Origin of the sequence: Erwinia sp., from assembly GCF_049696395.1 — a bacterium.
Classification (GTDB): domain Bacteria; phylum Pseudomonadota; class Gammaproteobacteria; order Enterobacterales; family Enterobacteriaceae; genus Erwinia.
The window spans coordinates 1-21,571 of record NZ_JBAVTT010000034.1 but is presented as its reverse complement, the minus strand read 5'-3'; the positions used below and the strand labels follow the sequence as shown (position 1 = coordinate 21,571).

Genomic DNA, 21,571 nt, shown 5'->3' with positions numbered 1-21,571 from the left:
AAAGTTACTGAATTTCCATCGCCGACTTCAGGGTGTAGAACAAATCCGTCTGATCGGTTAATCCCACCACGTTAGCAGCATGAGGACCATAAGCCGCAATGCGCAGCTGCGTTCCGGTGTGGCCCTGCGAATCTTCCTCAGAATTGCCGTAACTGATGGTCATTAAACCGCCCTCTTTGGTGTTCAGCGTCTGCGTCAAACCTGGCGCTTTGCTGTCGTTCGCGATGATCTGGCTGGAGTGTGCATGGTCCGCCGTTACAATCACCAGCGTATTACCGTCTTTGCGGGCAAATTCCAGCGCCTTCTGGACGGCTTCGTCCAGGTCTACCGTCTCGCCAATTTGTCCACAAGGGTTCGCCGCGTGATCCTGCTTATCTATAGAAGCGCCTTCAACCTGCAGGAAGAAACCGTTCTGATCCTTACTCAGCAACTCAATGGCTTTGTCAGTCATCTGCGCCAGCGTTGGAGTCGATGCCGGACGATCGGTATTGACTTCACAGCTAACCGCTTGACCTTCGACGTTACCGTGATAGGTCGCTTTCGGCCCTTTCCAACGAACGGGCATATTCCCCTGGGCAAACAGACCCAACACCGGCTTGTCCTGATTGGCTTCCGTGAGGCCATTCAGGCCATTTACATCACTGATCCACTGATATCCGCGCAGTTTAGCCTGCTCTTCCAGCGTCTTGCCCTGCCACTCGCCTGCTTTAGCGGTTTCACTGAAGGTTTTCCCCCCGCCGCCCAACGTTACGTCTGCACGGGCATTCAACAGCTGCTCAGCAATCGATCCCTTGCCACCTTTCTCCAGCGCATTGCTGGCACAAAGCTCGCTGGTTTTTACCGGGCCATAACACTTACGGGAAGTGACATGGGCAATCTGTGCCGCTGGCGTGGCATCTTCCAGCTCGGCAGTGGAAACATTGCCGGTTGCTTTGCCTGCCGCTTTAGCCATTTCCATAATAGTTGGATGATCTTTACCGTTAACGTCCACGCCGATTGCGCCATTATACGACTTCACGCCGGTGCTCCACGCCGTGGCGGAGGCTGCTGAGTCAGTAACGTAATCCGGCTTATGGGTTTTCTTGTCCAGCGCATAATGCGTGTATTGCCCGGTCAGCGGCAGCGCATCAATCCCTTTAAAGAAGCCGCCCGCACCTTCCGCATAGTTACGTGCTGCAGTAATTTCAGAGTCGCCCATCCCATCGCCAATCAGCAGTATCACGTTTTTGGCTTTATTGCTGTTCAGCGAGGCTTTCAGCGCGTCGGTCTGGTCGCCCGTCAGGCGACGTGCACCGCCAGGCTGAGTAAGATCGCCCTGAGCTGCCCGGCTGTAAGTAGCGATATCGGCCATGGCCGTGGAGGAGATAACAGAGGCAACTAAAGAAAGGGTAAACAGGCTTTTACAGTTCATAAACTCAACGCTCCGTGAGTAAGTTTTGCTAAACATTTCAGGGAGCTAGTTTGCGACACAACCGTGACATTTTTGTGTCCATCCCGTGGCGGTATGATGACAAGGCCTCTGCGATCACTCGCAGAACCTGTCCCTGGAGATTGGGCATAAGCTGATAGAACAAAAGAAAATTCTTCTTGACCCATTCCTTACGACTGCCTATAGTAGCGCCCCGTCGCCCCTCTGGGACGAAGCAGTAAAAATATGGTGAGGTGTCCGAGTGGCTGAAGGAGCACGCCTGGAAAGTGTGTATACGGCAACGTATCGAGGGTTCGAACCCCTCTCTCACCACCATATTATGAAGAAGAGCTCGAACTTACGTTCGGGCTTTTTTTTTGCCTATAGCACAGGAAAGAGAGGGGTGAGAAGCCTCGACAGGGTTCGACAAAACGGCAGGATAGCCGTTTTGCACAGCTCTGCTGCCCAAAGGGCGAGGCACATGGACGTGCCTCGTGATCCCCCTCTCTCACCACCATATTATGAAGAAGAGCTCGAACTTACGTTCGGGCTTTTTTTTTGCATAAAAAAGCCCGGATTTTCATCCGGGCCTGGCTCAGCTAACTCATTCTTAGCCGTAAGCGAGAAGCGTACGCTGGCAGAGCTGTGAACGTACACAATCTTCTTTTTCGAAACGCACCACGCTGACCATGTCGTCGTCCTCGAAGCGAGATAGCGCATCGCTGAGACCGGACTTCACATGGGACGGCAAATCACACTGTGTGATATCGCCGTTCACAATCACAGTAACGTTTTCCCCAAGGCGGGTCAGAAACATCTTCATTTGGGCGGCGGTGACGTTTTGCGCCTCATCAAGGATCACCACGGCATTTTCAAACGTTCGTCCACGCATATAAGCGAAGGGAGCGATCTCCACTTTGCCGATTTCGGGACGCAGACAATACTGCATAAAGGAAGAGCCCAGACGTTTAACCAGAACGTCATACACTGGCCGGAAGTACGGTGCGAATTTTTCTGAGATATCTCCAGGGAGGAATCCCAAATCCTCATCCGCCTGCAACACCGGACGCGTAACAATAATCCTGTCAACATCCTTATGAATCAGGGCCTCAGCCGCTTTCGCTGCGCTGATCCAGGTTTTACCGCAACCGGCTTCGCCCGTGGCAAAGATCAGTTGTTTGCTTTCTATGGCTTTAAGATAGTGCGCCTGAGCTTCATTTCGGGCTTCAATGGGTGAATGGTCACGGGTATCACGCGCCATGCCAATCGACTCTAACCCACCCATCTGCACCAGCGAGGTGACCGATTCTTCTTCACGCTGACGGTGACTGCGTGAATCGCTACGAAGCACACGTTTTGCTTCACGACGAGCTTTGATCACTGCTTTCTGTCTTCCCATAGTGGCACCTTACAGTTGGTTTCATTTCCCGCATCTTCAGGAGCAATGCGATTACGTGAACGCTTTAGAGGTTTCGGTGGCTTCCTTTTAAGCCTTGTCTGGCCATTGTGTTAGCGCATAACTATGCTCAAGCGCAGCTGTGCACCGGTTTGAAACTGAGAAAAGTTGGCCGTTAGAATATAAGAGAGAAGAGAAAGTTGAAGCGGTAGTATCGCCCTCGCATGGAGCCGCGAAACTTTGTTTATCGTACATCTGTCCGTTACAGCACTTTACCATTCGCGATCTCCGTGGTGAACCTGACAACACTTCTTCCTACCGCTGTTAATAAAGTGCTACAGATCTCAGGATCAATGCAACATCTATTTTACTTCTAAGGTAACAATTTAAGGGTTAATAGCAGGCAGCGAGGCCACACTGAATTAAATAGCGTTTTAATTCAATGCATTGGATTTTTCTTAAGTCATTTTCTGATTCAGAAAATGCGCGGGGAACGGGAAAATAAGGCAGAAAAAAATAACTGATTAAAAAATAACCTCCCCCTTCACGACGAAGCAGAAGGTTCCTTAATGAAACTATCAGGCTTCCAGCAAAGACTGGCCAAGATAATGCCGATCGTCTTTGACACCGGGTAGCACAAAGAAATATCCCCCGCCAATCGGCTTGATATATTCCTCCAGGGCCTCACCGTTCAGTCTTTTTTGCACGCTGAGAAAACCTTTTTCTAAATCATGCTGATAACAAACGAACAACAGGCCCATTTCAAGCTGACCGGCGTTTGAAACTCCCCCCGAATAGCTGTAGCCACGCCGCAGCATCAAATTGCTCTGGGTTTCTGGCGTTCGTGGGTTAGCAAGACGAATATGCGCATCCAGCGGCGTGACGTTGCCATCAGGGTCGCTGGCATAGTCAGGCACATCATGCTCGTTCTGCATTCCTAGCGGCGCACCACTGTGCTTCACTCGGCCAAAGATCGTCTCCTGCTCCCGCAACGGCGTCCGGTCCCAGAATTCAACGTGGAACTGGATAATCCTCGCCACCTGATAACTGCCGCCTTCGCTCCAGGCCGGTTCCCCCTGCCCTGCGGTCACCCACAGAATAGAGTCCATCAGCGGCTGGTTAGCCGTGTCCGGGTTCGCCGTACCGTCTTTGAAGCCCAGCAGATTGATCGGCGTCTCTTTGCCCTTGCTGCGCGCAGCATGATCGGAGATAAACCCTTCACGACGCCAGCGCACGCTGAGCAAATCCGGCGAATGCTTGATGATATCTCGCAGCGCGTGGATCACCGTGTCATTGGTGTTGGCACAGATTTGCAGCAGCAGATCGCCATGGCACAATCGGGCATCCAACGAGTCATTCGGGAAGCGCGTCATGGCCTGCAATTTCAGCGGCTTTTGCGCCTGCAAACCATATCGATCGTCAAACAGCGAATGGCCAACCGACACCGTAATGGTCAGGTTATCCGGGTAAATATCCTCACCCAAAATGCCAGAATCCATTGGCGGCAAACGCGGATTGGTCACCAGCGGCGCTTTACCCCCTTTGGTCAGAAACGCAATGCGCTCGTTCAGCAGGCGGAACAGACGCTGCAGGTCCGCTTTGTCGGTCGCCAGAACGTCAAAGGCCACGATCATCATCGCAGCCTGTTGAGGTGTGGTAACGCCCGACTGATGCAGGCCATAAAACGGCTGCGCTTCCTGTCTTGCTGAGGGTGACAGCGCGCCAGGTGAGAAAGATTTATCGTCCGGTGCAGCATGCGCCGGACAGCCTCCGCCAACAGCAAAGGCACCCCCAAGGATGCCCATGCCTTTTAATAAACGACGACGCGACGGCAGTGCCGCGTCATCTTCTGGTTGCCATGCCATCTACAATTAATCCAGTCCCAGCGTTCCGCGCAGCTTAGCAAGGTCTTCAGCCAATGTGGTGATCGGACCTTTCATTGCGTTGCGGTCGGCGTCAGTCAGCTTGTCATAAGATTCGTAACCGTCTTTAGTCCGGTATTTTGACAAAATACTGTCCACTTTCTTGAAGTTAGCATCGATTTTCGCCAGCAGAGGCGCATCGGCTTTCTGCAGCAGTGGACGCAGCAGGTTAACAATTTTCTGCGCGCCATCGACGTTAGCCTGGAAGTCCCACAGGTCAGTACGGCTGTAACGATCTTCTTCGCCAGAGATTTTGCTGGAAGCAACTTCTTCAATCAGACCAGCCGCACCGCCAACAACTTTGCCTGGCGGGAAGGCTAACTCGTCGATGCGCTTCTGCAGATCCAGCACATCGGTGTTCAGCTGTGTAGCGAAGGTTTCCATGCCTTTGGTGCTCTTATCGCCCCAAAGCGCTTTCTCAATACGGTGGAAGCCGGTGAACTTAGGATCTTCCGCTTTCTTCTCGAAGTCATCTTCACGGGCATCAATGCTGCCATCCAGGTCGGAGAACAGTTCAGCAATAGGTTCGATGCGCTCGTAGTGACGGCGAGTGGGTGCGTACAGCTCTTTCGCTTTCTCGATGTCGCCTGCTTTCACTGCATCAGTGAAGGCTTTGGTATTGGCAACCAGTTCCGCCACTTCTTTAGTCACGTAAACTTTGTATTCCGCAATCGGTCCGACTAACTGCATCACGTCTGGCTTGCCGTCAGAAGACGCGTTGGTGCCCTTGACGATCAGTTTGCCTTTCGGGTTGCTCAACAGGCCGCAGGTCAGGTCATATTCACCCGCTTCCAGATTGGCTGTCAGCTTCTGAGTAAAGCCCGGCGCGATATTTTCACGCTCTTCTACGACCATCACCCCTTTCAGGATCTCCCACTCCAGCCCTTTCTGGCTGTTGTTCTGGATGATGAACTGGGTTTTACCCGCGTTCACCGTGACGTTCATTGGGTCACACTGCTTGTCATTGACGCTGATTTTCACCTGAGGAATATCAGCGGCCATCGCAGCGGCAGAACCAGTCAGCAAAGTCACGAGCGCAGCATTCAGCGCGTGCTGGCGAATACGAAGAGTCATAGTAAATCCCTGTGAAAAGTTTACGCGCCTGCAAAACAGGCGCGGACAAAGGCTTAGCGCGTGGTACGCACTGCCGCAGACTGTGGACGCACTGGCATAAAGAACAGCAGCAGTGCAGGAACTAAATAGATAAACCAGACCGCCACTTCGCTGACGCTTGGTGCTTCCTGATAACCCAACATGCCTTCCAGCAGCGTACCTATCAGCGTGCTGGTAGAGAGGGTGTTACTCATATCAAAGGCGATCGACTGGAATTCATTCCATAATCCGGCTTCATGGAAGGCGCGGATGGCCCCAGCGGCCAGGCCTGCTGCCACCAGCAGGATAAACAGGCTGGTCCACTTGAAGAAGGTTGCCAGGTTAAGGCGCACACCGCCCCAATAGATCAGCATGCCGAGGATAACCGCTGTAGCCAGGCCAAGCAGCGCACCTACCGGCGGGCCGATGCCGACATCCTGCTGGAACGCGGCTAGCAGGAAGAACACCGATTCCAGCCCTTCACGGGCTACCGCCAGGAACACCATCATAATCAGTGCCCAACCGCTGCTTTTACCCTTCTGCAGCGCATTGTCCACCGCATCTTCCAACTGGGCCTTAACGTTGCGGGACACTTTACGCATCCAGAACACCATATAAGTCAGGATACAAACGGCTACCACGGCCACAATCCCTTCGAACAACTCCTGCTCTTTCTGTGGGAATTCGCCGGTGGTTTCATTGATGAAATAGCCCACGCCAAGACAAAGTGCGGCGGCAACAAACACGCCCACCCACATCGCGCCAAACCATTCACTGCGATGGGTACGCTTCAGGTAGCTGGCGATCAGGCTGACGATCAGCGCGGCTTCCAGGCCTTCGCGTAACATGATGAGAAAGGGAACAAACATGCCTACACCCTCGAGTGTGAAAGAATTTCAGTTGCAGTAAAGAAACGTAAATCAAAACGATATCGATTATCATTATCGGCATGAAAAAAACAAGAGGCAGGTGCGGTATTTTCACACTTTGCGAGAAGGGGCGCGTCGGTAACTACGCTTTTCGCTTCAGTAGGGGAAATAAAATGCGGGGAAAGAACCTTGTTCCGGGCGTCAGGGTGACGCCCGGAGGTCAGACAGTGTGATTACTTGGTATTGTACTCGGCTTCTGCCGCTTCGAAACGCTGCTGCGCCGCTGCGGAAGGTTCACGGCCCATCAGGCTGACGATCCAGATCGCCAGGCTGGCAAACAGGAAGCCAGGGATGATTTCATACAGATCCAGCCAGCCGTACTGTTTCCAGATCAGCACGGTAGCGGCACCGATAATCATGCCAGCCAGCGCGCCGTTGCGGGTCATACGTTTCCAGATCAGCGAGAACAGGACCACTGGACCGAAAGCGGCACCGAAACCAGCCCAGGCGTAGCTTACCAGTCCCAACACGCGGTTGTTCGGGTTAGCCGCCAGCGCAATGGCAATCACCGCCACCAGCAGAACCATCAGACGCCCTACCCATACCAGTTCACGTTGAGTGGCATTCTTACGCAGGAAGTTTTTATACAAATCCTCTGTCAGCGCACTTGAGCACACCAGCAGCTGGCAGCTCAGCGTGGACATCACCGCAGCCAGAATAGCGGACAACAGGATACCGGCAATCCACGGGTTGAACAGAATACGCGCCAGCTCAATAAAGATGCGCTCGCCGTTTTCAGACACGCCAGCAGCATTCTCAGGATGGTTCTGGAAGTAGGCGATGCCGAAGAAGCCAACCGCAACCGCACCAGCCAGACACAGGATCATCCAGATCATCCCGATGCGGCGTGCGCTACGAATCGAACGGTGGGAATCAGCGGCCATAAAGCGCGCCAGGATATGCGGTTGCCCGAAGTACCCCAGGCCCCAGCCCAGCAGCGAGATCACCGCCACAAAGTTCAGGTTTTTCAGCATATCGAGATTTTCGATACTCTTCGCCTCGATCACCTGCAGTGAATCGCTCAGACCCCCTACGGCGAAAATCACCATTACCGGCGTCAGAATTAACGCGAAGAACATCAGGCTTGCCTGCACGGTGTCTGTCCAGCTTACCGCCAGGAATCCGCCAACAAAGGTATAGAGGATAGTGGCAGCAGCACCGGCCCACAGCGCGGTTTCATAGCTCATGCCGAAGGTGCTTTCGAACAGACGCGCACCAGCCACAATGCCGGAAGCACAATAGATAGTGAAGAACACCAGGATCACCAGCGCTGAGATCACCCGCAGCATTTTGCTTTTGTCTTCAAAGCGGCTGGAGAAGAAGTCTGGCAGAGTCAGGGCATTATCGTGATGCTCGGTCTGCACGCGCAGACGCCCTGCCACAATCTTCCAGTTAAGGTATGCCCCGATAGTCAGACCGATTGCGATCCAGCTTTCTGAAATACCAGAAATGAAAATCGCACCCGGCAGCCCCATCAGCAGCCAGCCACTCATATCAGAAGCCCCAGCAGACAGCGCGGTAACCACGCTCCCCAGGCTGCGACCGCCCAGGATGTAGTCATCGAAGTTTTTTGTAGACCGGTATGCAATAAAACCTATCAGCACCATGCCGAGGATATACACACAAAAGGTCACCATCATTGGTGTACTCAGAGTCATTCAGGTTCTCCACTTATTATTGTTGACGCGCAACCGTAAGAATTTTGTAGTTGCCGCTGGAACGTCGCGGCGCTACCTCCCTGGCTCAGCGCGGGGTATCCTGCCGTAAACCGCTTTGGCGCACAAACGATTTAACACAGCAGTTACAGCAATTTCACCCTTCGTCACAGGTTACGTTTTAACAGGTTGCACTGGATCACATTTTAACCGGTTGCACCTGCAAAAAACTGCTTTCCAGCCCAGGCAGAATGGCGATTTATAACCTTGGCCGGATTCTTGCAGCAATATCCATGCCGCTTTTAAATAATCGGTTTCAAACTCTGCAAACGGCGTCACATTTAACACGGTTGCACAAAGTTGCAACTTAAGTGATATTGCTTGCCAACATCGTCATTATTCTTTTAAGGAGTTCTCAGGCATGGGTACAACAACCATGGGCGTGAAGCTGGATGAAGCCACGCGCGAGCGTATTAAGCTGGCTGCAGGCCAGATTGACCGCACCCCACACTGGCTGATCAAGCAGGCGATTTTTAACTATCTTGAGCAGTTAGAAAGTGGGCATGCCCTGCCTGAAATCCCGCAGCAGGCGCTGGTACAGGAAGGGGAAGAAACCCCGCCAGACGAGCAACGCCAGCCGTTTCTGCCCTTTGCAGAGCATATTCTGCCGCAGTCTGTAACCCGCGCTGCAATAACCTCCGCATGGCGCCGCCCTGAGACAGAATCTGTGCCGATGATCCTTGAACAGGCTCGTCTTCCGGTTCCGCTGGCGCAGCAAACTTATCGCCTTGCCCACCAGCTGGCCGAAAAGCTTCGGCACCAGAAAGGGGCAACCGGCCGCGCTGGCATGGTGCAAAGCCTGCTTCAGGAGTTCTCACTTTCTTCACAGGAAGGCGTGGCTCTGATGTGCCTGGCTGAAGCGCTGCTGCGTATTCCAGATAAACCAACTCGTGATGCGTTAATCCGCGACAAAATCAGCAATGGCAACTGGCATTCGCACCTTGGTCGCAGCCCTTCCTTGTTCGTCAATGCGGCGACATGGGGACTGCTGTTTACCGGGCGGCTGGTTTCCACCCATAACGAAGCTAACCTTTCCCGCTCGCTGAACCGGATTATCGGTAAAAGTGGCGAGCCGCTGATCCGCAAAGGTGTGGATATGGCGATGCGTCTGATGGGCGAGCAGTTTGTTACCGGTGAAACCATCTCCGAAGCGCTGGCCAACGCCCGCAAGCTGGAAGAGAAGGGTTTCCGTTACTCCTACGATATGCTGGGTGAAGCGGCACTGACCGCGCAGGATGCCAAGGCTTATCTGCTCTCTTATCAGCAAGCAATCCACGCCATCGGGAAAGCCTCTAACGGCCGCGGTATTTATGAAGGCCCGGGTATTTCGATCAAGCTTTCTGCGCTGCATCCGCGTTACAGCCGTGCTCAATACGAGCGCGTGATGACCGAGCTCTACCCAATCCTGAAATCGTTGACGCTGCTCGCCCGCTCTTACGACATCGGTATCAATATCGATGCGGAAGAAGCCGACCGCCTGGAGCTGTCGCTGGATCTGCTGGAAAAACTCTGTTTTGAACCTGAGCTGGAAGGCTGGAACGGCATTGGCTTTGTCATCCAGGCTTATATGAAGCGTTGCCCGTTTGTCATTGACGCGCTGATTGATATGGCTCAGCGCAGCCGCCGCCGCCTGATGATCCGTCTGGTGAAAGGCGCCTACTGGGACAGCGAAATCAAACGCGCCCAGGTCGACGGTCTGGAAGGCTACCCGGTTTACACCCGCAAGGTTTACACCGACATTTCTTATCTGGCCTGCGCCCGCAAACTTCTGGCGGTGCCAAACCTGATTTATCCGCAGTTCGCGACACATAACGCCCACACGCTGGCGGCGATTTATCAGCTGGCTGGCAACAACTATTACCCTGGTCAGTATGAGTTCCAGTGCCTGCATGGCATGGGCGAACCGCTTTACGAGCAGGTGGTGGGCAAAGTGGCCGACGGTAAATTAAACCGCCCTTGCCGCATCTACGCGCCAGTAGGAACGCATGAAACCCTGCTGGCTTATCTGGTTCGTCGTCTGCTGGAAAACGGCGCTAACACCTCCTTTGTTAACCGTATTGCGGATAACACGCTGCCGATCGAAGACCTGGTGGCCGATCCGGTAGAAGAAGTGGAGAAAATGGCCCGCGTGGAAGGCGCGATTGGTTTACCGCACCCGAAAATTCCTCTGCCGCGTGACCTGTATGGGCCTAAGCGTCAGAACTCCGCCGGGCTCGATATGGCTAACGAACACCGTCTGGCCTCACTTTCCAGCGCTTTGCTGAACAGTGCGAGTCAACCGTGGCAGGCTGCTCCAATGATCGACGGCGAGCTGGAGGCAGGCGACTCCCTGCCGGTGATCAACCCCGCAGAACCGACGGATATTGTCGGTTACGTACGCCACGCCAGCGAAGCAGAAGTGTCTGCGGCGCTGGATGCCTCAGCCGCTGCTGGTCCAATCTGGTTCGCTACCCCACCAGAAGAACGAGCGGCCATTCTGGAGCGCGCCGCGATCCTGATGGAAGGTCAGATGCAGCGCCTGCTGGGTATTCTGGTGCGTGAAGCCGGCAAGACCTTCAGCAACGCGATTGCCGAAGTGCGTGAAGCGGTCGACTTCCTGCATTACTACGCCGGTCAGGTTCGTGATGACTTTGATAATGAAACCCACCGTCCGCTGGGCCCGGTGGTTTGTATCAGCCCGTGGAACTTCCCGCTGGCGATCTTCACCGGCCAGATTGCTGCTGCATTGGCCGCTGGCAACAGCGTGTTGGCTAAACCAGCGGAGCAAACGCCGTTAGTAGCAGCCGAAGCGGTTGCCCTGCTGCATGAAGCGGGCGTGCCGGTTGGTGCGCTGCAACTGTTGCCAGGCTTAGGGGAAACCGTTGGTGCTCAGCTGACGGGCGATCCGCGCGTTCGTGGCGTGATGTTTACCGGTTCTACCGCTGTAGCGACCCTGTTGCAGCGTAATCTGGCTGGCCGCCTGGATCCTCAAGGCCGCCCTACGCCGTTGATTGCTGAAACCGGCGGCATGAATGCGATGATCGTTGACTCTTCAGCGCTGACTGAGCAGGTGGTCATTGATATCGTCGCGTCCGCCTTCGACAGTGCCGGTCAACGTTGTTCCGCACTGCGTCTGCTCTGCATCCAGGAAGATGTGGCTGAACATACGCTGAAAATGTTGCGCGGCGCGATGGCCGAATGCCGGATGGGCAATCCTGAACGCCTCTCTACCGATATCGGCCCGGTAATTGATGCCGAAGCCAAAGAGAATATCGAACGTCATATCCAGGCGATGCGCAGTAAAGGCATGGCGGTGTATCAGGCAGCCTATGCCAGCCAGGAAGACAGCAAAGAGTGGCAGAGCGGCACCTTTATTCAGCCAACGCTGATTGAGCTGACCAGCGTTAGCGACCTGGATAAAGAAGTCTTCGGCCCGGTGCTGCATGTGGTGCGCTACAAGCGCAGTTCCCTGCCGCAGGTGATTGAGCAGATTAATGCTTCCGGCTACGGCCTGACGTTAGGGGTTCACACCCGTATCGACGAGACTATCCATCAGGTGACCAATAACGCCCGCGTCGGTAACCTCTACGTGAACCGTAATATGGTTGGCGCGGTGGTTGGCGTGCAGCCGTTTGGTGGGGAAGGTTTGTCAGGCACAGGGCCTAAAGCCGGTGGCCCGCTGTATCTCTATCGTTTGCTGTCACACCGTCCGGACGGTGCGCTGCGCGTCACGCTGGATCGTCAGGATGGCGAACGTCCGGTAGATGCTGCTCTGCGTCCCACGCTGTTAGCTGCCCATCAGGCACTGACCGAGTGGGCGAAGGACAAACCGGAGCTCGCTGCCTGCTGCGCCCGCTTTGCAGAGCTGGGACAAGGTGGCACCGTCCGCTTACTGCCTGGCCCAACGGGTGAACGTAACACCTTCGCGCTGCTGCCAAGAGAGCATGTGCTGTGCCTGGCGGACAATGAGCAAGATGCGCTGATCCAGCTGGCTGGCGCGACCGCCGTTGGCAGCCAGGTGATCTGGAGCGATGATGAGCTGCACCGCACGCTGCTGAAAGCACTGCCTGCTGAAGTGCAGAAACGGATCGCGCTTAGCGCACAGCCACTGGCAGCCAGCGAGGCGTTTGATGCAGTGATTTATCACGGTGATGCCGATCAGTTACGCACAGTGTGCGAGACGGTTGCTACGCGTGAAGGGCCGATTGTCTCGGTGCAGGGCTTTGCCCGTGGTGAAACCAATCTGCTGCTGGAACGCTTGCTGATTGAGCGCTCGCTGAGCGTGAACACCGCTGCGGCAGGCGGCAATGCCAGCCTGATGACTATCGGTTAACAGGATTGCCGGGCGTCAGCTGCAGTGAATAAGGTGAAATGAACAAAAACGGGGCGAATCATCGCCCCGTTTTTTATTGCCTTAAATCAGGCCCTGAACCTTAACGGCTGGCACTCACTGAACATTCAACTTCATGCGCAGCAGTTTTGGGTAGATAAACAGGTTCTTCCCTACCCCGCGATTGAGCAACGTCCAGACCCATACCGAGCAGCCCGAACAGACAGCTACCATGGCGATTGGGAAGCCCACTGCCCACAGCATAGAGAACGCCTTGCTGGCAAACAGCTGATGATGCACGGCAAACAGGATGGCAGACATGCCAAAGAACTCGATGAAAATACGGTGCAAGACATAGATTTGCAGCGTATTTTTACCGATCCAGTTTAACCAGCTCATCGAGAAGTAGCGATTCAACGCCCGACAGGCGGAGATACAGAACAGGATTGCTATCACGCACAGGAAGAGGCTTTCTGTTAACCCCAGCAACGCATGCACTCCAGCCAGGGCAACAAGCGCTACCCAGGGCAACACATTACTGCGATGCCACTCACTCCAACGCATCAGCGTGCTGCTGTAGAACGCGCCAAACAGGAAGAAGATAAAGTACTGCGACAGGCTTTCCGGCCCCCAGCCGGGGATAGCTTTGACGATAGCCGCATAGTTCAGTGCCGCTGCCACCAACAGCATCAATACTTTTTGCTGGCGGAACACCTTGGCAAAGACAAAGAACAGACCCAGTGCATAGAGATACCAGGAAGAACTCATCGCCAGTAACATCAGCTTCATAAACTCCCACGGTGTGGAAGCCCAGGCAGCATTGAGGTTATCAGAGAGGTGGTCTCCCATAATTTCACCTGAGACGCCGTTAATCATCAACCACTGAATCAGTCCCCACAGGAAGTAGAGATAGAACAGATTGGTGACGCGACTGGTGAACACCTGTTTCCAGGGCCGATTAACAATAGCATTGGCCGCCAGCAGGCCGGAAACAAAGAAGAACGCGGGCATTCTTAGCGGTGAGAGATAATAATTAAAAGCAACCCATAATTTCGCCGGGAAAAATCCGGCGGTTAAATGGGTGATCATTTCAGCATAACCTGGTAGTACAACATGATATAAGACAACCAACAAAATACACCCGCCCTTCAGGCTATTCACCCAGGCGATATCTTTCTTTTGAGTAGTATGCATTATAATACTCCTGCTGTTTTCGTCGTATTTTTATAAAAGCGTGGCAGCAACTTCTCCTGGTGCTGAGTGTAATTTTATTATTATGTGGTACGGGATAATACGGTGGTTCAGAAACACTCAGGGCCGATATTATCGGCCCTGAGTGGAGACTGTCAGTTATTGCTGGCTATATCGGGTTTAGGCCGCGTTTCTCTCATCAATCCTGGATAGAGGAACAGCGCCCGACCAGGACCACGATTCAGCAGTGACCAAACCAGCAAGGAGACAGCAGTACAGGTACTGACGGCAACCACCGGAAGCGTCAACGCCCAAATCACTGAAAACGCACTGTTATCGAACAGCTTGTACTGCACGGCCAGCGTCAGCACGCTCAGTCCCAGCAGCTCGATAAAAATGCGGTGTAAAACATAAATCTGTAACGTATTCCGGCCTATCCAGTTCAGCCAGGCCATATTGAATCGGTTGTTCAGCGCTCTGCACAGCACGATGCCAAACACGATTGCCAGCATGCAGTAGAACGGGTTCTTGTACAGTCCCACCGCTTGGTGCGCGACACCGGTCAGAGCAAAGGCGCTAAGGATCAGTGCGTTGCGGCGGGTCATAAAACTCAGCTCAACCAAAGAGTGGCTGAAGTACGCCCCCAACAGGAAGTAGACAAAGTTCTGCACCACGCTTGCCGGTCCCCAGCCTGGCACCAGGCTGAACTGCGTGGCGTAGTTCATCAGCAGCGCCGCGACAATCAATGCCACCTTGTGGCGGTGGAACAGCTTAGCCACCACAAAATAGCCAGCCAGCGCGTACAGGTACCACAGGCTGGTCATCGATAAAAACAGCAGCTTCACAAACTCCAGCGGGCTTTCAGCATAGGCGGCGTTTTTCGCCGTGGAGAGCTTATCTCCGATCAAATTGGCTGAAATATTGTAAATACTGACCCACTGGATCACGCCCCAAAGTAAATAAAGGTAAAAAATATTGGTAAATTTCTTCGTGAAAACCTCTCCCCACGCCTTCTTATTTATCGCACTGATGGCCAGTAAACCAGAAACAAAAAAGAACGCCGGCATTCTTAGTGGAGAGAGGTACTTATTAAAAGCGATCCATATTTCCGCTGGCAAGACCCCGGCGGTAAGATATTGTAAAGATGGCGCGAAGGTGGTGATAATGGTGTGATGCAGTACCACCAGTAAAATACAGCCCCCCTTCAACGTATTAATCCATAAAACTTCATTTTTCCCAGAAGATGCCATAGCACTAAACCCAAATTAATTTAAAACTTTACGAATTATTAACTTTTGTCCAGCCAAAGGCCATGGGGGATCCTCCTAATTGGCCTGATAACGGTCGTTATTATCAGTGAGAGAAGCAATTTCAGGATGTGTCTCAGGCAGTAAGCCAAATAAGCCGGCGGGATAATTAAGATTATCCTTAGCAATAAACAGGGGGATTAGGAAATATATCGCCGGCGATCCCGGCGACAGGAGAATTAATTATTGAGGAATTTTTCGAGGAACTGACGAGTCCGCGGCTGTTGTGGATTCGTAAACAGGCTTTTGGCATCGCCCTGCTCTACGATCCGACCCTGATCCATAAATATCGCGCGGTCGGCGACATCACGGGCAAAGCTCATCTCATGGGTGACGATCACCAGCGTGCGCTTCTCTTCAGCCAGCGCGCGAATGGTGCTTAGCACCTCGCCCACCAGTTCAGGATCCAGCGCAGAGGTCGGTTCATCAAACAGGATCACTTCAGGACGCATGGCCAGCGCACGGGCAATGGCCACTCGCTGTTGCTGCCCGCCGGAGAGCTTACGCGGATAACTCTCCTCTTTGCCCTGCAGACCGACTTTCTCCAGCAGCTCCCGGGCACGAGCAATGGCCTCGGCTTTGGGTTCGCGTTTGACGATAGTCGGCCCTTCAATGATGTTCTCCATCACCGAGCGGTGCGGGAACAGATTGAAGCTCTGGAACACAAACCCAACCTGCTGACGCAAACGGCGCACCAGCTCCTTCTGTTTATTGATGCCCAATGCGGCATCAATCTTAATGTCGCCCACCTGGATAGTGCCACTTTCCGGCACTTCTAACAGGTTGATGCAGCGCAGCAATGTCGTTTTACCGGACCCACTGGGTCCAATGATCGCCACCACTTCGCCGGATTTCACTTCCAGATCGATGCCATTCAGCACCGTCTGCCCGTTAAACTGTTTGACCAGCTGTCTGACTTCAATGGCACTCATTTCGACTCCCGATCCTGGCGGTTAACGTGATCTTCCAGCTTGCTTTGCAGGAGAGAGAGCAACGTGGCCATCACCCAGTAAATCAGTGAGGCGGCGAGATACATGGTGAACACTTCCAGCGTGCGGGAAGTGATCAGCTGCGCCTGACGGAACAGCTCCGGCACCTGAATAGTGGCGGCCAGTGAAGTATCTTTCACCAGGCTGATAAAACTGTTGCCCAGCGGCGGCAACGCGGTACGTGCAGCCTGCGGCAGGATAACCCGGCGCATCGTCTGCCAGCGCGTCATACCAATGCTGGAGGCGGCTTCCCATTGCCCCCGTTCGATAGCCGCAATGGCACCACGAAGGGATTCGGACGCATAAGCGGCAGTATTTAGCGACAGACCAATCATCGCGGAAGGAATGGGGTCCAGCTCAATGCCGAACTGCGGCAGGCCGTAGTAGATCATAAACAGCTGGGCTATCAGCGGTGTGCCGCGAAAAATCGACACATAACAGCGCGACAGCCAGGCGATCGGCCAGAAATGCGACAGGCGCATCATCGCCAGAATAAAGCCGAGCAGCAGACCAAAGAACATCCCGCCGATGCTCAGCTGCAGAGTGAACACCGCACCCTTTAATAGAAAGGGTGCTGAATCCAGCACCAGTTGAATACTTTCCTGCATTATTTAGTCACGTCCGCGCCAAACCATTTTTCAGACAGTTTAGCCATCGTGCCGTCCTTCTGCATGTCCGCAATGGCTTTATTGATCGCTTCAAGCAGTTGAGTGTTGCCTTTGCGCAATGCCACACCAGATTCCTGACGGGAGAAGGCCGGACCTGCTACTGCCAACGTATCACCGGTTTTCTTCACCAGATCCAGCGCAGCCAGACGGTCTACCAGAATCGCATTGATACGGCCTACGCGCAGATCCTGATATTTCGTTGGGTCATCATCATAAGTACGGATGTCCACGTCTTTGACGTTGGCGCGCAGCCACTGCTCATAGTTAGAGCCCAGGCCGACACCGACTTTCTTGCCGCTGAGATCTTCCGGCTTGGTGATGGTTGCTGCGTTATCTTTTTTGGTCAGCGCCTGAATACCAGAAATGGTATACGGCGTGGAGAAATCATATTTCTTCTTGCGCTCGTCGGAGATAGTGACCTGATTGATCACCACATCGATGCGTTTAGAGTCCAGCGACGCCAGCATGCCGTCCCATTTGGTCGGCTTGAGGCTGGCCTTCACGCCTAAATGCTGCGCCAGTGCCTCAGCGAAATCCACTTCAAATCCGGCCAGCTTGCCGTTTTCATCCTGGAAACTGAACGGCGGATAAGTGCCTTCCAGCCCCACTAACAGAGAACCACGCTCTTTCACTTTGCTGAGCAGGTTTTCATCTGCCGCAAAGACGTTGGCTGAAAAGCCCGCCACCAGCGCCAGTGACACGGCTCCCATCACCAGACGGCGACGTACCAGAGATAAATTCATAATGACTCCACTGTGTTATTAGATTCCGACCCGCAGAATTTATTCGAGCGGCCGCGTGAATACCAGCGGCCGACAAAGATTATTTCGTTCCAGCTCAGACCGAAGGATGATAAGCAAACAACGCCGGAGAACCGCCGGTATGGACAAAAGCAATCGGTCCTTCACGACGGAAACGTTTCTGCGAGATGCCGTCAATTAATCCGGCCATCGCTTTGCCAGTATAGACCGGGTCGAGGAAGATCCCTTCTAGACGGGCCAGCAACTTGATCGCCTCCATCCCCTCTTCGTTCGGCATACCGTATTGCGGGCCGAAGTACTCATCCCACAGGGTGATTGAAGCGGAAGCGGTCATTTCCAGCGAGGCGGCCAGCTGCTGCTGAATAGCCACCACTTTAGGCCGCTGATCTTCGGCTTTACGGGAAACGGTAATGCCAACCAGTTCGGTTTCAGGCATCAGCACTTCCAGGCCAACGGCCAGACCGGCATGGGTGCCGGCGCTGCCAGAGGCGACAACCACCGCCGCAAAATCCACCACGCCTTCGATCTGATGCGCCATTTCTTGCGCGCATTCAACGTAGCCCAGCGCGCCAAGCGCATTGGAGCCACCGATCGGCACTATATAAGGACGGAATCCCTGCGCTTCCAGACGAGTGGCCTGCTCTTCAAGCTGAGCAACAGGATCGTGCAGCGCATCGACCATCACCACTTCAGCGTCCATCAGCTCAAGCAGCAGTCGGTTGCCGTTAGACAGGTAATTAGCAGAGGGAGTGGCGATAGGATTTTCGAGCAGCGCAACGCATTTAAGGCCCAGCTTTGCAGCCACCGCGGCTGTCTGTCGCACATGGTTGGACTGAATGGCACCGGCGGTAAGCAGCACATCAGCGCCCTGACGTAAGGCATCCGCCGCGAGGAATTCGAGTTTTCTGAGTTTGTTGCCGCCCAGCGCAACCGGCGTGAAGTCATCACGTTTGATAAAAATATCGCGGCCGAGGTAATCAGACAGGCGTGGCAGATGCTCCAGCGGCGTGGGCGCACCCAGCAGCTCAAGCTTGGGGAAGGAAGGTAAAAGATGTAAGGACAATGCAGCCTCCTTTGAGGGCGCTAACAGTTATCCTTACAGTCTTACAGAAGATGGCAAAAAGGTAACGTAAAAGAGCGAGTTGTTGTCACCTTAAGCGCGCTGCCAGCCTAAAAACTGGTCATATTTGCGCAAAGCAATGCGATAGTTGTTATTACCGGCATCCGGTAAATCATTTTCCAGGCAGGCGTGCCAGCTGTTCCCACTGAGTTTTTCAGCCGGAAAATTGCGCGCCGATAGCATATCGTCAAGGCGGCGCAGGCGAACGACGTATTCGCGAATGGTGCTGTGGCTCATCTCAGTTTGTTCAAACAGATACTGCTTGAACGCCATGATGTCAAAATAAGTTGGATGAGTGTTGCAGAAAATATCGCTGCAAAAGCGGCACAGTGCCGTAAGTTCGTTCTGAAGTTTTAGCCAGACTTGATCATCGATCAGCTGGTCCATCCGGGCTATGGCCTCTTTATTTATTATCTGACCGCGAAACACTAACGCCATACGGTCCAGTACTTTGCCACAATGGGAACAGTTACTCTGGCTGTGTTTGTAGTCTTTCAAATAGCGGCTCAACGGCCTCATTTTAATTTTGGATCCCATCTGAGAGTCCCCGGTTGGTGTTGAGAGTGCAATACTGACTCCGTCAGCGCGCTCCCGATAACCGGGCGCGCAGGCGTTTAATCGCCTGACTGTGCAGTTGGCTTACGCGGGATTCACCCACTTCCAGCACTGCGCCAATCTCTTTCAGATTCAGCTCTTCCTGGTAATACAAGGTCAGAACCATTTTTTCGCGATCGGGCAAGGCTTCAATCGCTTCAATGACCCGCTCGCGCAGATCCCCTTCCATCAACTGGTGCAGCGGATTGGCCTCTTCGTGGCCATCCGTCACCAGCTCGGCTGTGTCGCCGTGCTCTTCACGAAACTCGTCGTAGGAGAACAACTGGCTGTTATTGGTATCCAGCAAGATCTGCCGGTATTCCTGTAATGAAACATCAAGCGAAGAAGCCACTTCCTGCTCGGTAGCCGTTCGCCCAAGCGATTGTTCTACCTTGTGCATCGCACCGGCCACTTCACGTGCGTTACGTCGCACGCTGCGAGGAGCCCAGTCACGGCTGCGCAGTTCATCCAACATCGCGCCACGGATTCGTTGCACGGCGTAAGTGGTAAAGGCTGTTCCCTGTAGCGCGTCGTAGCGCTCCACGGCATTCAACAGACCTATGCCTCCTGCCTGTAACAAATCATCCAGCTCCACGCTGGCTGGCAGTCGTACCTGGAGGCGCAATGCTTCATGGCGCACCAGCGGTACGTATCGCTGCCAGAGCGAGTTTTTGTCCATCACACCATCGGCGGTATAGAGATCATTCACGATGACGACCCTGCGTTAGTTAAGTTATCGGCATGATTATCCGTTTCTGTAGGGGAGATTGATTGGTTGAATAGCGGTACTAAAGGCGGGTTATTTCATTTTTGTGTAAAAAGGCGGCGCGTTGCGCAACCGCCTCATTAAGATTTACTTTAGGGCTGAAGTTTTTCTCGGGTAGCCGTCGGAACCTGCTGCCAGAGCACACAAACCTTGCCGTCCAGCTCCTGATAGAACTCGCTTATTTTCACGTCGTCCTGCAAGCCGTGGCGGAAACTCACCGTGCCGGTCGTTGGATTGATGGTCAATAAGCGGCTGCTAAACAGTCGCTGTAAATCACTGCGCAGAAACAGTCCGTTATCCACGCTATTGTCCTGCAGGAAACCCTCCTCATTTTCTTGAGTATCAATATGACAGGCTTCCACCCAGGGATACTGGCTGTGATCCATTAGCCGGGTGCCGGTAATGACGCAAGCGCCATAACGGGCCTTAACCGACGAGGCAAACTCAGCCTGACTGGCGCGCTGCCAGACGTTGGCTTTCACCTGTCTGCCCACTTGAGTGCCAGCAATTACTCCCGCCGGGATATTCAGTAAAGGACTGGTCAACACCACCACGAACTGAATGCGCCGTGAAACGGTGAAGCAAGGGTGCGCCTGAGCATCAAAAAGTTGCCAGTAGTGGTCCTCGCCCTCTTTACGCATCAGCGAAAGCTTGTAACCCCGGCTGGCCATCAGGTTCTGTACCGCAGCCGAAGCCGGATCGAGCATGGCGTAAACCTGGCTTTCGCCCATCACTTTCCAGCGGTTTTCCTGCTTCGCTTCTGCCGTACGGCGGAAATAGAAGAAGGATTGCTGCTGCTTAAGATAGGACTCAAACCGGCGCAGGTAGTTTTTACGCTCGTTGTCATTGGAGACGAACAACAAATCCTCTAACGGACTGTTGGTTTCTTCATTGGCAAACACCGCGCGGATCACCAGATTGCGGTAGCTGGTCGAGGGGCTTAACAACGCACGCGCCGTTAGCTCTTTCTCTTCGGGATATTTCAACGCATAACGCTGCGCTATCTCCTCAAAAGTCAGCAAATCCCCAGGTATAAGGTCGACATTGAAGCGCATAGCTACACTCCAGAGATAAAAAACCCCGCGAGCGCGGGGTTTTAAGGAAGCTTTAATCAGGGAACTAAGATTAGCCCTGCAGCAGAGACAGAACCTGCTGTGGAATCTGGTTCGCTTTGCCCAACACGGAGTTACCAGCCTGCTGAACGATCTGTGCTTTAGACAGGTTAGACACTTCTGTTGCGTAGTCAGCATCCTGGATACGTGACTGAGCTTCAGACAGGTTAGTGGTGGTGTTGTTCAGGTTAGTTACCGCTGAATCCAGACGGTTCTGTACCGCACCCAGGCTTGAACGGAAAGTATCAACCTGTGCAATGGCTTTATCTAACAGAGCCAGTGGGTCAGCAGT

General features: G+C 53.7%; 17 protein-coding genes and 1 tRNA gene. 2 read left to right on the top strand and 16 right to left on the bottom strand.

Annotation, left to right across the window (positions count from 1 at the left end; all coding sequences use genetic code 11):
* Window positions 1-4: 4 nt before the first annotated feature.
* Window positions 5-1,411, bottom strand: a complete 1,407-nt coding sequence (phoA, locus tag WCC56_RS04865; RefSeq protein WP_424691293.1) for an alkaline phosphatase — start codon at window positions 1,409-1,411, stop codon at window positions 5-7.
* Window positions 1,412-1,656: 245 nt separating this feature from the next.
* Between phoA and WCC56_RS04860 the strand changes: the two genes are divergently transcribed.
* Window positions 1,657-1,744: transfer RNA gene (locus WCC56_RS04860), tRNA-Ser, on the top strand.
* Window positions 1,745-2,018: 274 nt separating this feature from the next.
* On the opposite strand, the gene phoH is transcribed toward WCC56_RS04860, so the two are convergent.
* From phoH to putP, 5 genes are all read right to left on the bottom strand, one after another.
* Window positions 2,019-2,807: a phosphate starvation-inducible protein PhoH gene (gene phoH / locus WCC56_RS04855; RefSeq protein ID WP_013202639.1), complete on the bottom strand. Its 789-nt coding sequence runs from the start codon at window positions 2,805-2,807 to the stop codon at window positions 2,019-2,021.
* 575 nt (window positions 2,808-3,382) lie between these two features.
* Window positions 3,383-4,669, bottom strand: a complete 1,287-nt coding sequence (gene efeB, locus WCC56_RS04850; protein ID WP_424691292.1) for an iron uptake transporter deferrochelatase/peroxidase subunit — start codon at window positions 4,667-4,669, stop codon at window positions 3,383-3,385.
* A gap of 6 nt (window positions 4,670-4,675) precedes the next feature.
* Window positions 4,676-5,800: an iron uptake system protein EfeO gene (gene efeO, locus WCC56_RS04845; RefSeq protein WP_424691291.1), complete on the bottom strand. Its 1,125-nt coding sequence runs from the start codon at window positions 5,798-5,800 to the stop codon at window positions 4,676-4,678.
* A 53-nt stretch (window positions 5,801-5,853) separates the two neighbouring features.
* Window positions 5,854-6,687 carry an iron uptake transporter permease EfeU gene (gene efeU, locus WCC56_RS04840; protein WP_424691290.1) on the bottom strand — a complete coding sequence of 278 codons (834 nt, stop codon included), beginning with the start codon at window positions 6,685-6,687 and terminating at the stop codon, window positions 5,854-5,856.
* Window positions 6,688-6,920: 233 nt separating this feature from the next.
* A complete protein-coding gene (gene putP / locus WCC56_RS04835) occupies window positions 6,921-8,405 on the bottom strand; it encodes a sodium/proline symporter PutP (protein WP_424691289.1) in 1,485 nt (494 codons plus the stop codon).
* 418 nt (window positions 8,406-8,823) lie between these two features.
* Here putP and putA point away from each other — a divergent pair, with 418 nt between their 5' ends.
* Window positions 8,824-12,774 carry a trifunctional transcriptional regulator/proline dehydrogenase/L-glutamate gamma-semialdehyde dehydrogenase gene (gene putA / locus WCC56_RS04830; RefSeq protein WP_424691288.1) on the top strand — a complete coding sequence of 1,317 codons (3,951 nt, stop codon included), beginning with the start codon at window positions 8,824-8,826 and terminating at the stop codon, window positions 12,772-12,774.
* Window positions 12,775-12,888: 114 nt separating this feature from the next.
* Here the strand turns inward: putA and WCC56_RS04825 are convergent, their stop codons facing one another.
* The 10 genes from WCC56_RS04825 to WCC56_RS04780 form a co-directional block, all read right to left on the bottom strand.
* Entirely contained in the window at window positions 12,889-13,965 is a 1,077-nt protein-coding gene (locus WCC56_RS04825; protein WP_424691287.1) for an acyltransferase family protein, read from the bottom strand.
* A 152-nt stretch (window positions 13,966-14,117) separates the two neighbouring features.
* The gene (locus tag WCC56_RS04820) at window positions 14,118-15,212 is read right to left on the bottom strand and encodes an acyltransferase family protein (RefSeq protein ID WP_424691286.1); all 1,095 of its coding nucleotides are present in this window, start codon (window positions 15,210-15,212) and stop codon (window positions 14,118-14,120) included.
* Between the two features lie 236 nt (window positions 15,213-15,448).
* On the bottom strand, window positions 15,449-16,201 hold the full coding sequence (gene tcyN, locus WCC56_RS04815) for an L-cystine ABC transporter ATP-binding protein TcyN (RefSeq protein ID WP_424691285.1): 753 nt from the start codon (window positions 16,199-16,201) through the stop codon (window positions 15,449-15,451).
* Window positions 16,198-16,866: a cystine ABC transporter permease gene (tcyL, locus tag WCC56_RS04810; RefSeq protein WP_424691284.1), complete on the bottom strand. Its 669-nt coding sequence runs from the start codon at window positions 16,864-16,866 to the stop codon at window positions 16,198-16,200. Before tcyL ends, tcyN begins: the two co-directional genes overlap by 4 nt.
* Window positions 16,866-17,669: a cystine ABC transporter substrate-binding protein gene (gene tcyJ, locus WCC56_RS04805; RefSeq protein ID WP_424691283.1), complete on the bottom strand. Its 804-nt coding sequence runs from the start codon at window positions 17,667-17,669 to the stop codon at window positions 16,866-16,868. Before tcyJ ends, tcyL begins: the two co-directional genes overlap by 1 nt.
* A 94-nt stretch (window positions 17,670-17,763) precedes the next feature.
* The gene (locus WCC56_RS04800) at window positions 17,764-18,750 is read right to left on the bottom strand and encodes a D-cysteine desulfhydrase (RefSeq protein WP_424691282.1); all 987 of its coding nucleotides are present in this window, start codon (window positions 18,748-18,750) and stop codon (window positions 17,764-17,766) included.
* Between the two features lie 90 nt (window positions 18,751-18,840).
* Window positions 18,841-19,344 carry a flagella biosynthesis regulatory protein FliZ gene (gene fliZ, locus WCC56_RS04795; protein ID WP_424691281.1) on the bottom strand — a complete coding sequence of 168 codons (504 nt, stop codon included), beginning with the start codon at window positions 19,342-19,344 and terminating at the stop codon, window positions 18,841-18,843.
* Window positions 19,345-19,387: 43 nt separating this feature from the next.
* Window positions 19,388-20,110: an RNA polymerase sigma factor FliA gene (locus WCC56_RS04790; RefSeq protein ID WP_424691280.1), complete on the bottom strand. Its 723-nt coding sequence runs from the start codon at window positions 20,108-20,110 to the stop codon at window positions 19,388-19,390.
* 149 nt (window positions 20,111-20,259) lie between these two features.
* Window positions 20,260-21,222, bottom strand: coding sequence for an HNH endonuclease signature motif containing protein (locus WCC56_RS04785; protein ID WP_424691279.1), 963 nt, complete (start codon window positions 21,220-21,222; stop codon window positions 20,260-20,262).
* Between the two features lie 70 nt (window positions 21,223-21,292).
* The coding region (locus tag WCC56_RS04780; RefSeq protein WP_424691278.1) for a flagellin at window positions 21,293-21,571 on the bottom strand (279 nt) is incomplete at its 5' end.

Excerpts from the sequence above, each read along its gene's own strand:
- phoA (WP_424691293.1), bottom strand. The coding sequence starts at position 1,411 with ATGAACTGTAAAAGCCTGTTTACCCTTTCTTTAGTTGCCTCTGTTATC.
- phoH (WP_013202639.1), bottom strand. The coding sequence starts at position 2,807 with ATGGGAAGACAGAAAGCAGTGATCAAAGCTCGTCGTGAAGCAAAACGT.
- efeB (WP_424691292.1), bottom strand. The coding sequence starts at position 4,669 with ATGGCATGGCAACCAGAAGATGACGCGGCACTGCCGTCGCGTCGTCGT.
- efeO (WP_424691291.1), bottom strand. The coding sequence starts at position 5,800 with ATGACTCTTCGTATTCGCCAGCACGCGCTGAATGCTGCGCTCGTGACT.
- efeU (WP_424691290.1), bottom strand. The coding sequence starts at position 6,687 with ATGTTTGTTCCCTTTCTCATCATGTTACGCGAAGGCCTGGAAGCCGCG.
- putP (WP_424691289.1), bottom strand. The coding sequence starts at position 8,405 with ATGACTCTGAGTACACCAATGATGGTGACCTTTTGTGTGTATATCCTC.
- putA (WP_424691288.1), top strand. The coding sequence starts at position 8,824 with ATGGGTACAACAACCATGGGCGTGAAGCTGGATGAAGCCACGCGCGAG.
- WCC56_RS04825 (WP_424691287.1), bottom strand. The coding sequence starts at position 13,965 with ATGCATACTACTCAAAAGAAAGATATCGCCTGGGTGAATAGCCTGAAG.
- WCC56_RS04820 (WP_424691286.1), bottom strand. The coding sequence starts at position 15,212 with ATGGCATCTTCTGGGAAAAATGAAGTTTTATGGATTAATACGTTGAAG.
- tcyN (WP_424691285.1), bottom strand. The coding sequence starts at position 16,201 with ATGAGTGCCATTGAAGTCAGACAGCTGGTCAAACAGTTTAACGGGCAG.
- tcyL (WP_424691284.1), bottom strand. The coding sequence starts at position 16,866 with ATGCAGGAAAGTATTCAACTGGTGCTGGATTCAGCACCCTTTCTATTA.
- tcyJ (WP_424691283.1), bottom strand. The coding sequence starts at position 17,669 with ATGAATTTATCTCTGGTACGTCGCCGTCTGGTGATGGGAGCCGTGTCA.
- fliZ (WP_424691281.1), bottom strand. The coding sequence starts at position 19,344 with ATGGGATCCAAAATTAAAATGAGGCCGTTGAGCCGCTATTTGAAAGAC.
- WCC56_RS04785 (WP_424691279.1), bottom strand. The coding sequence starts at position 21,222 with ATGCGCTTCAATGTCGACCTTATACCTGGGGATTTGCTGACTTTTGAG.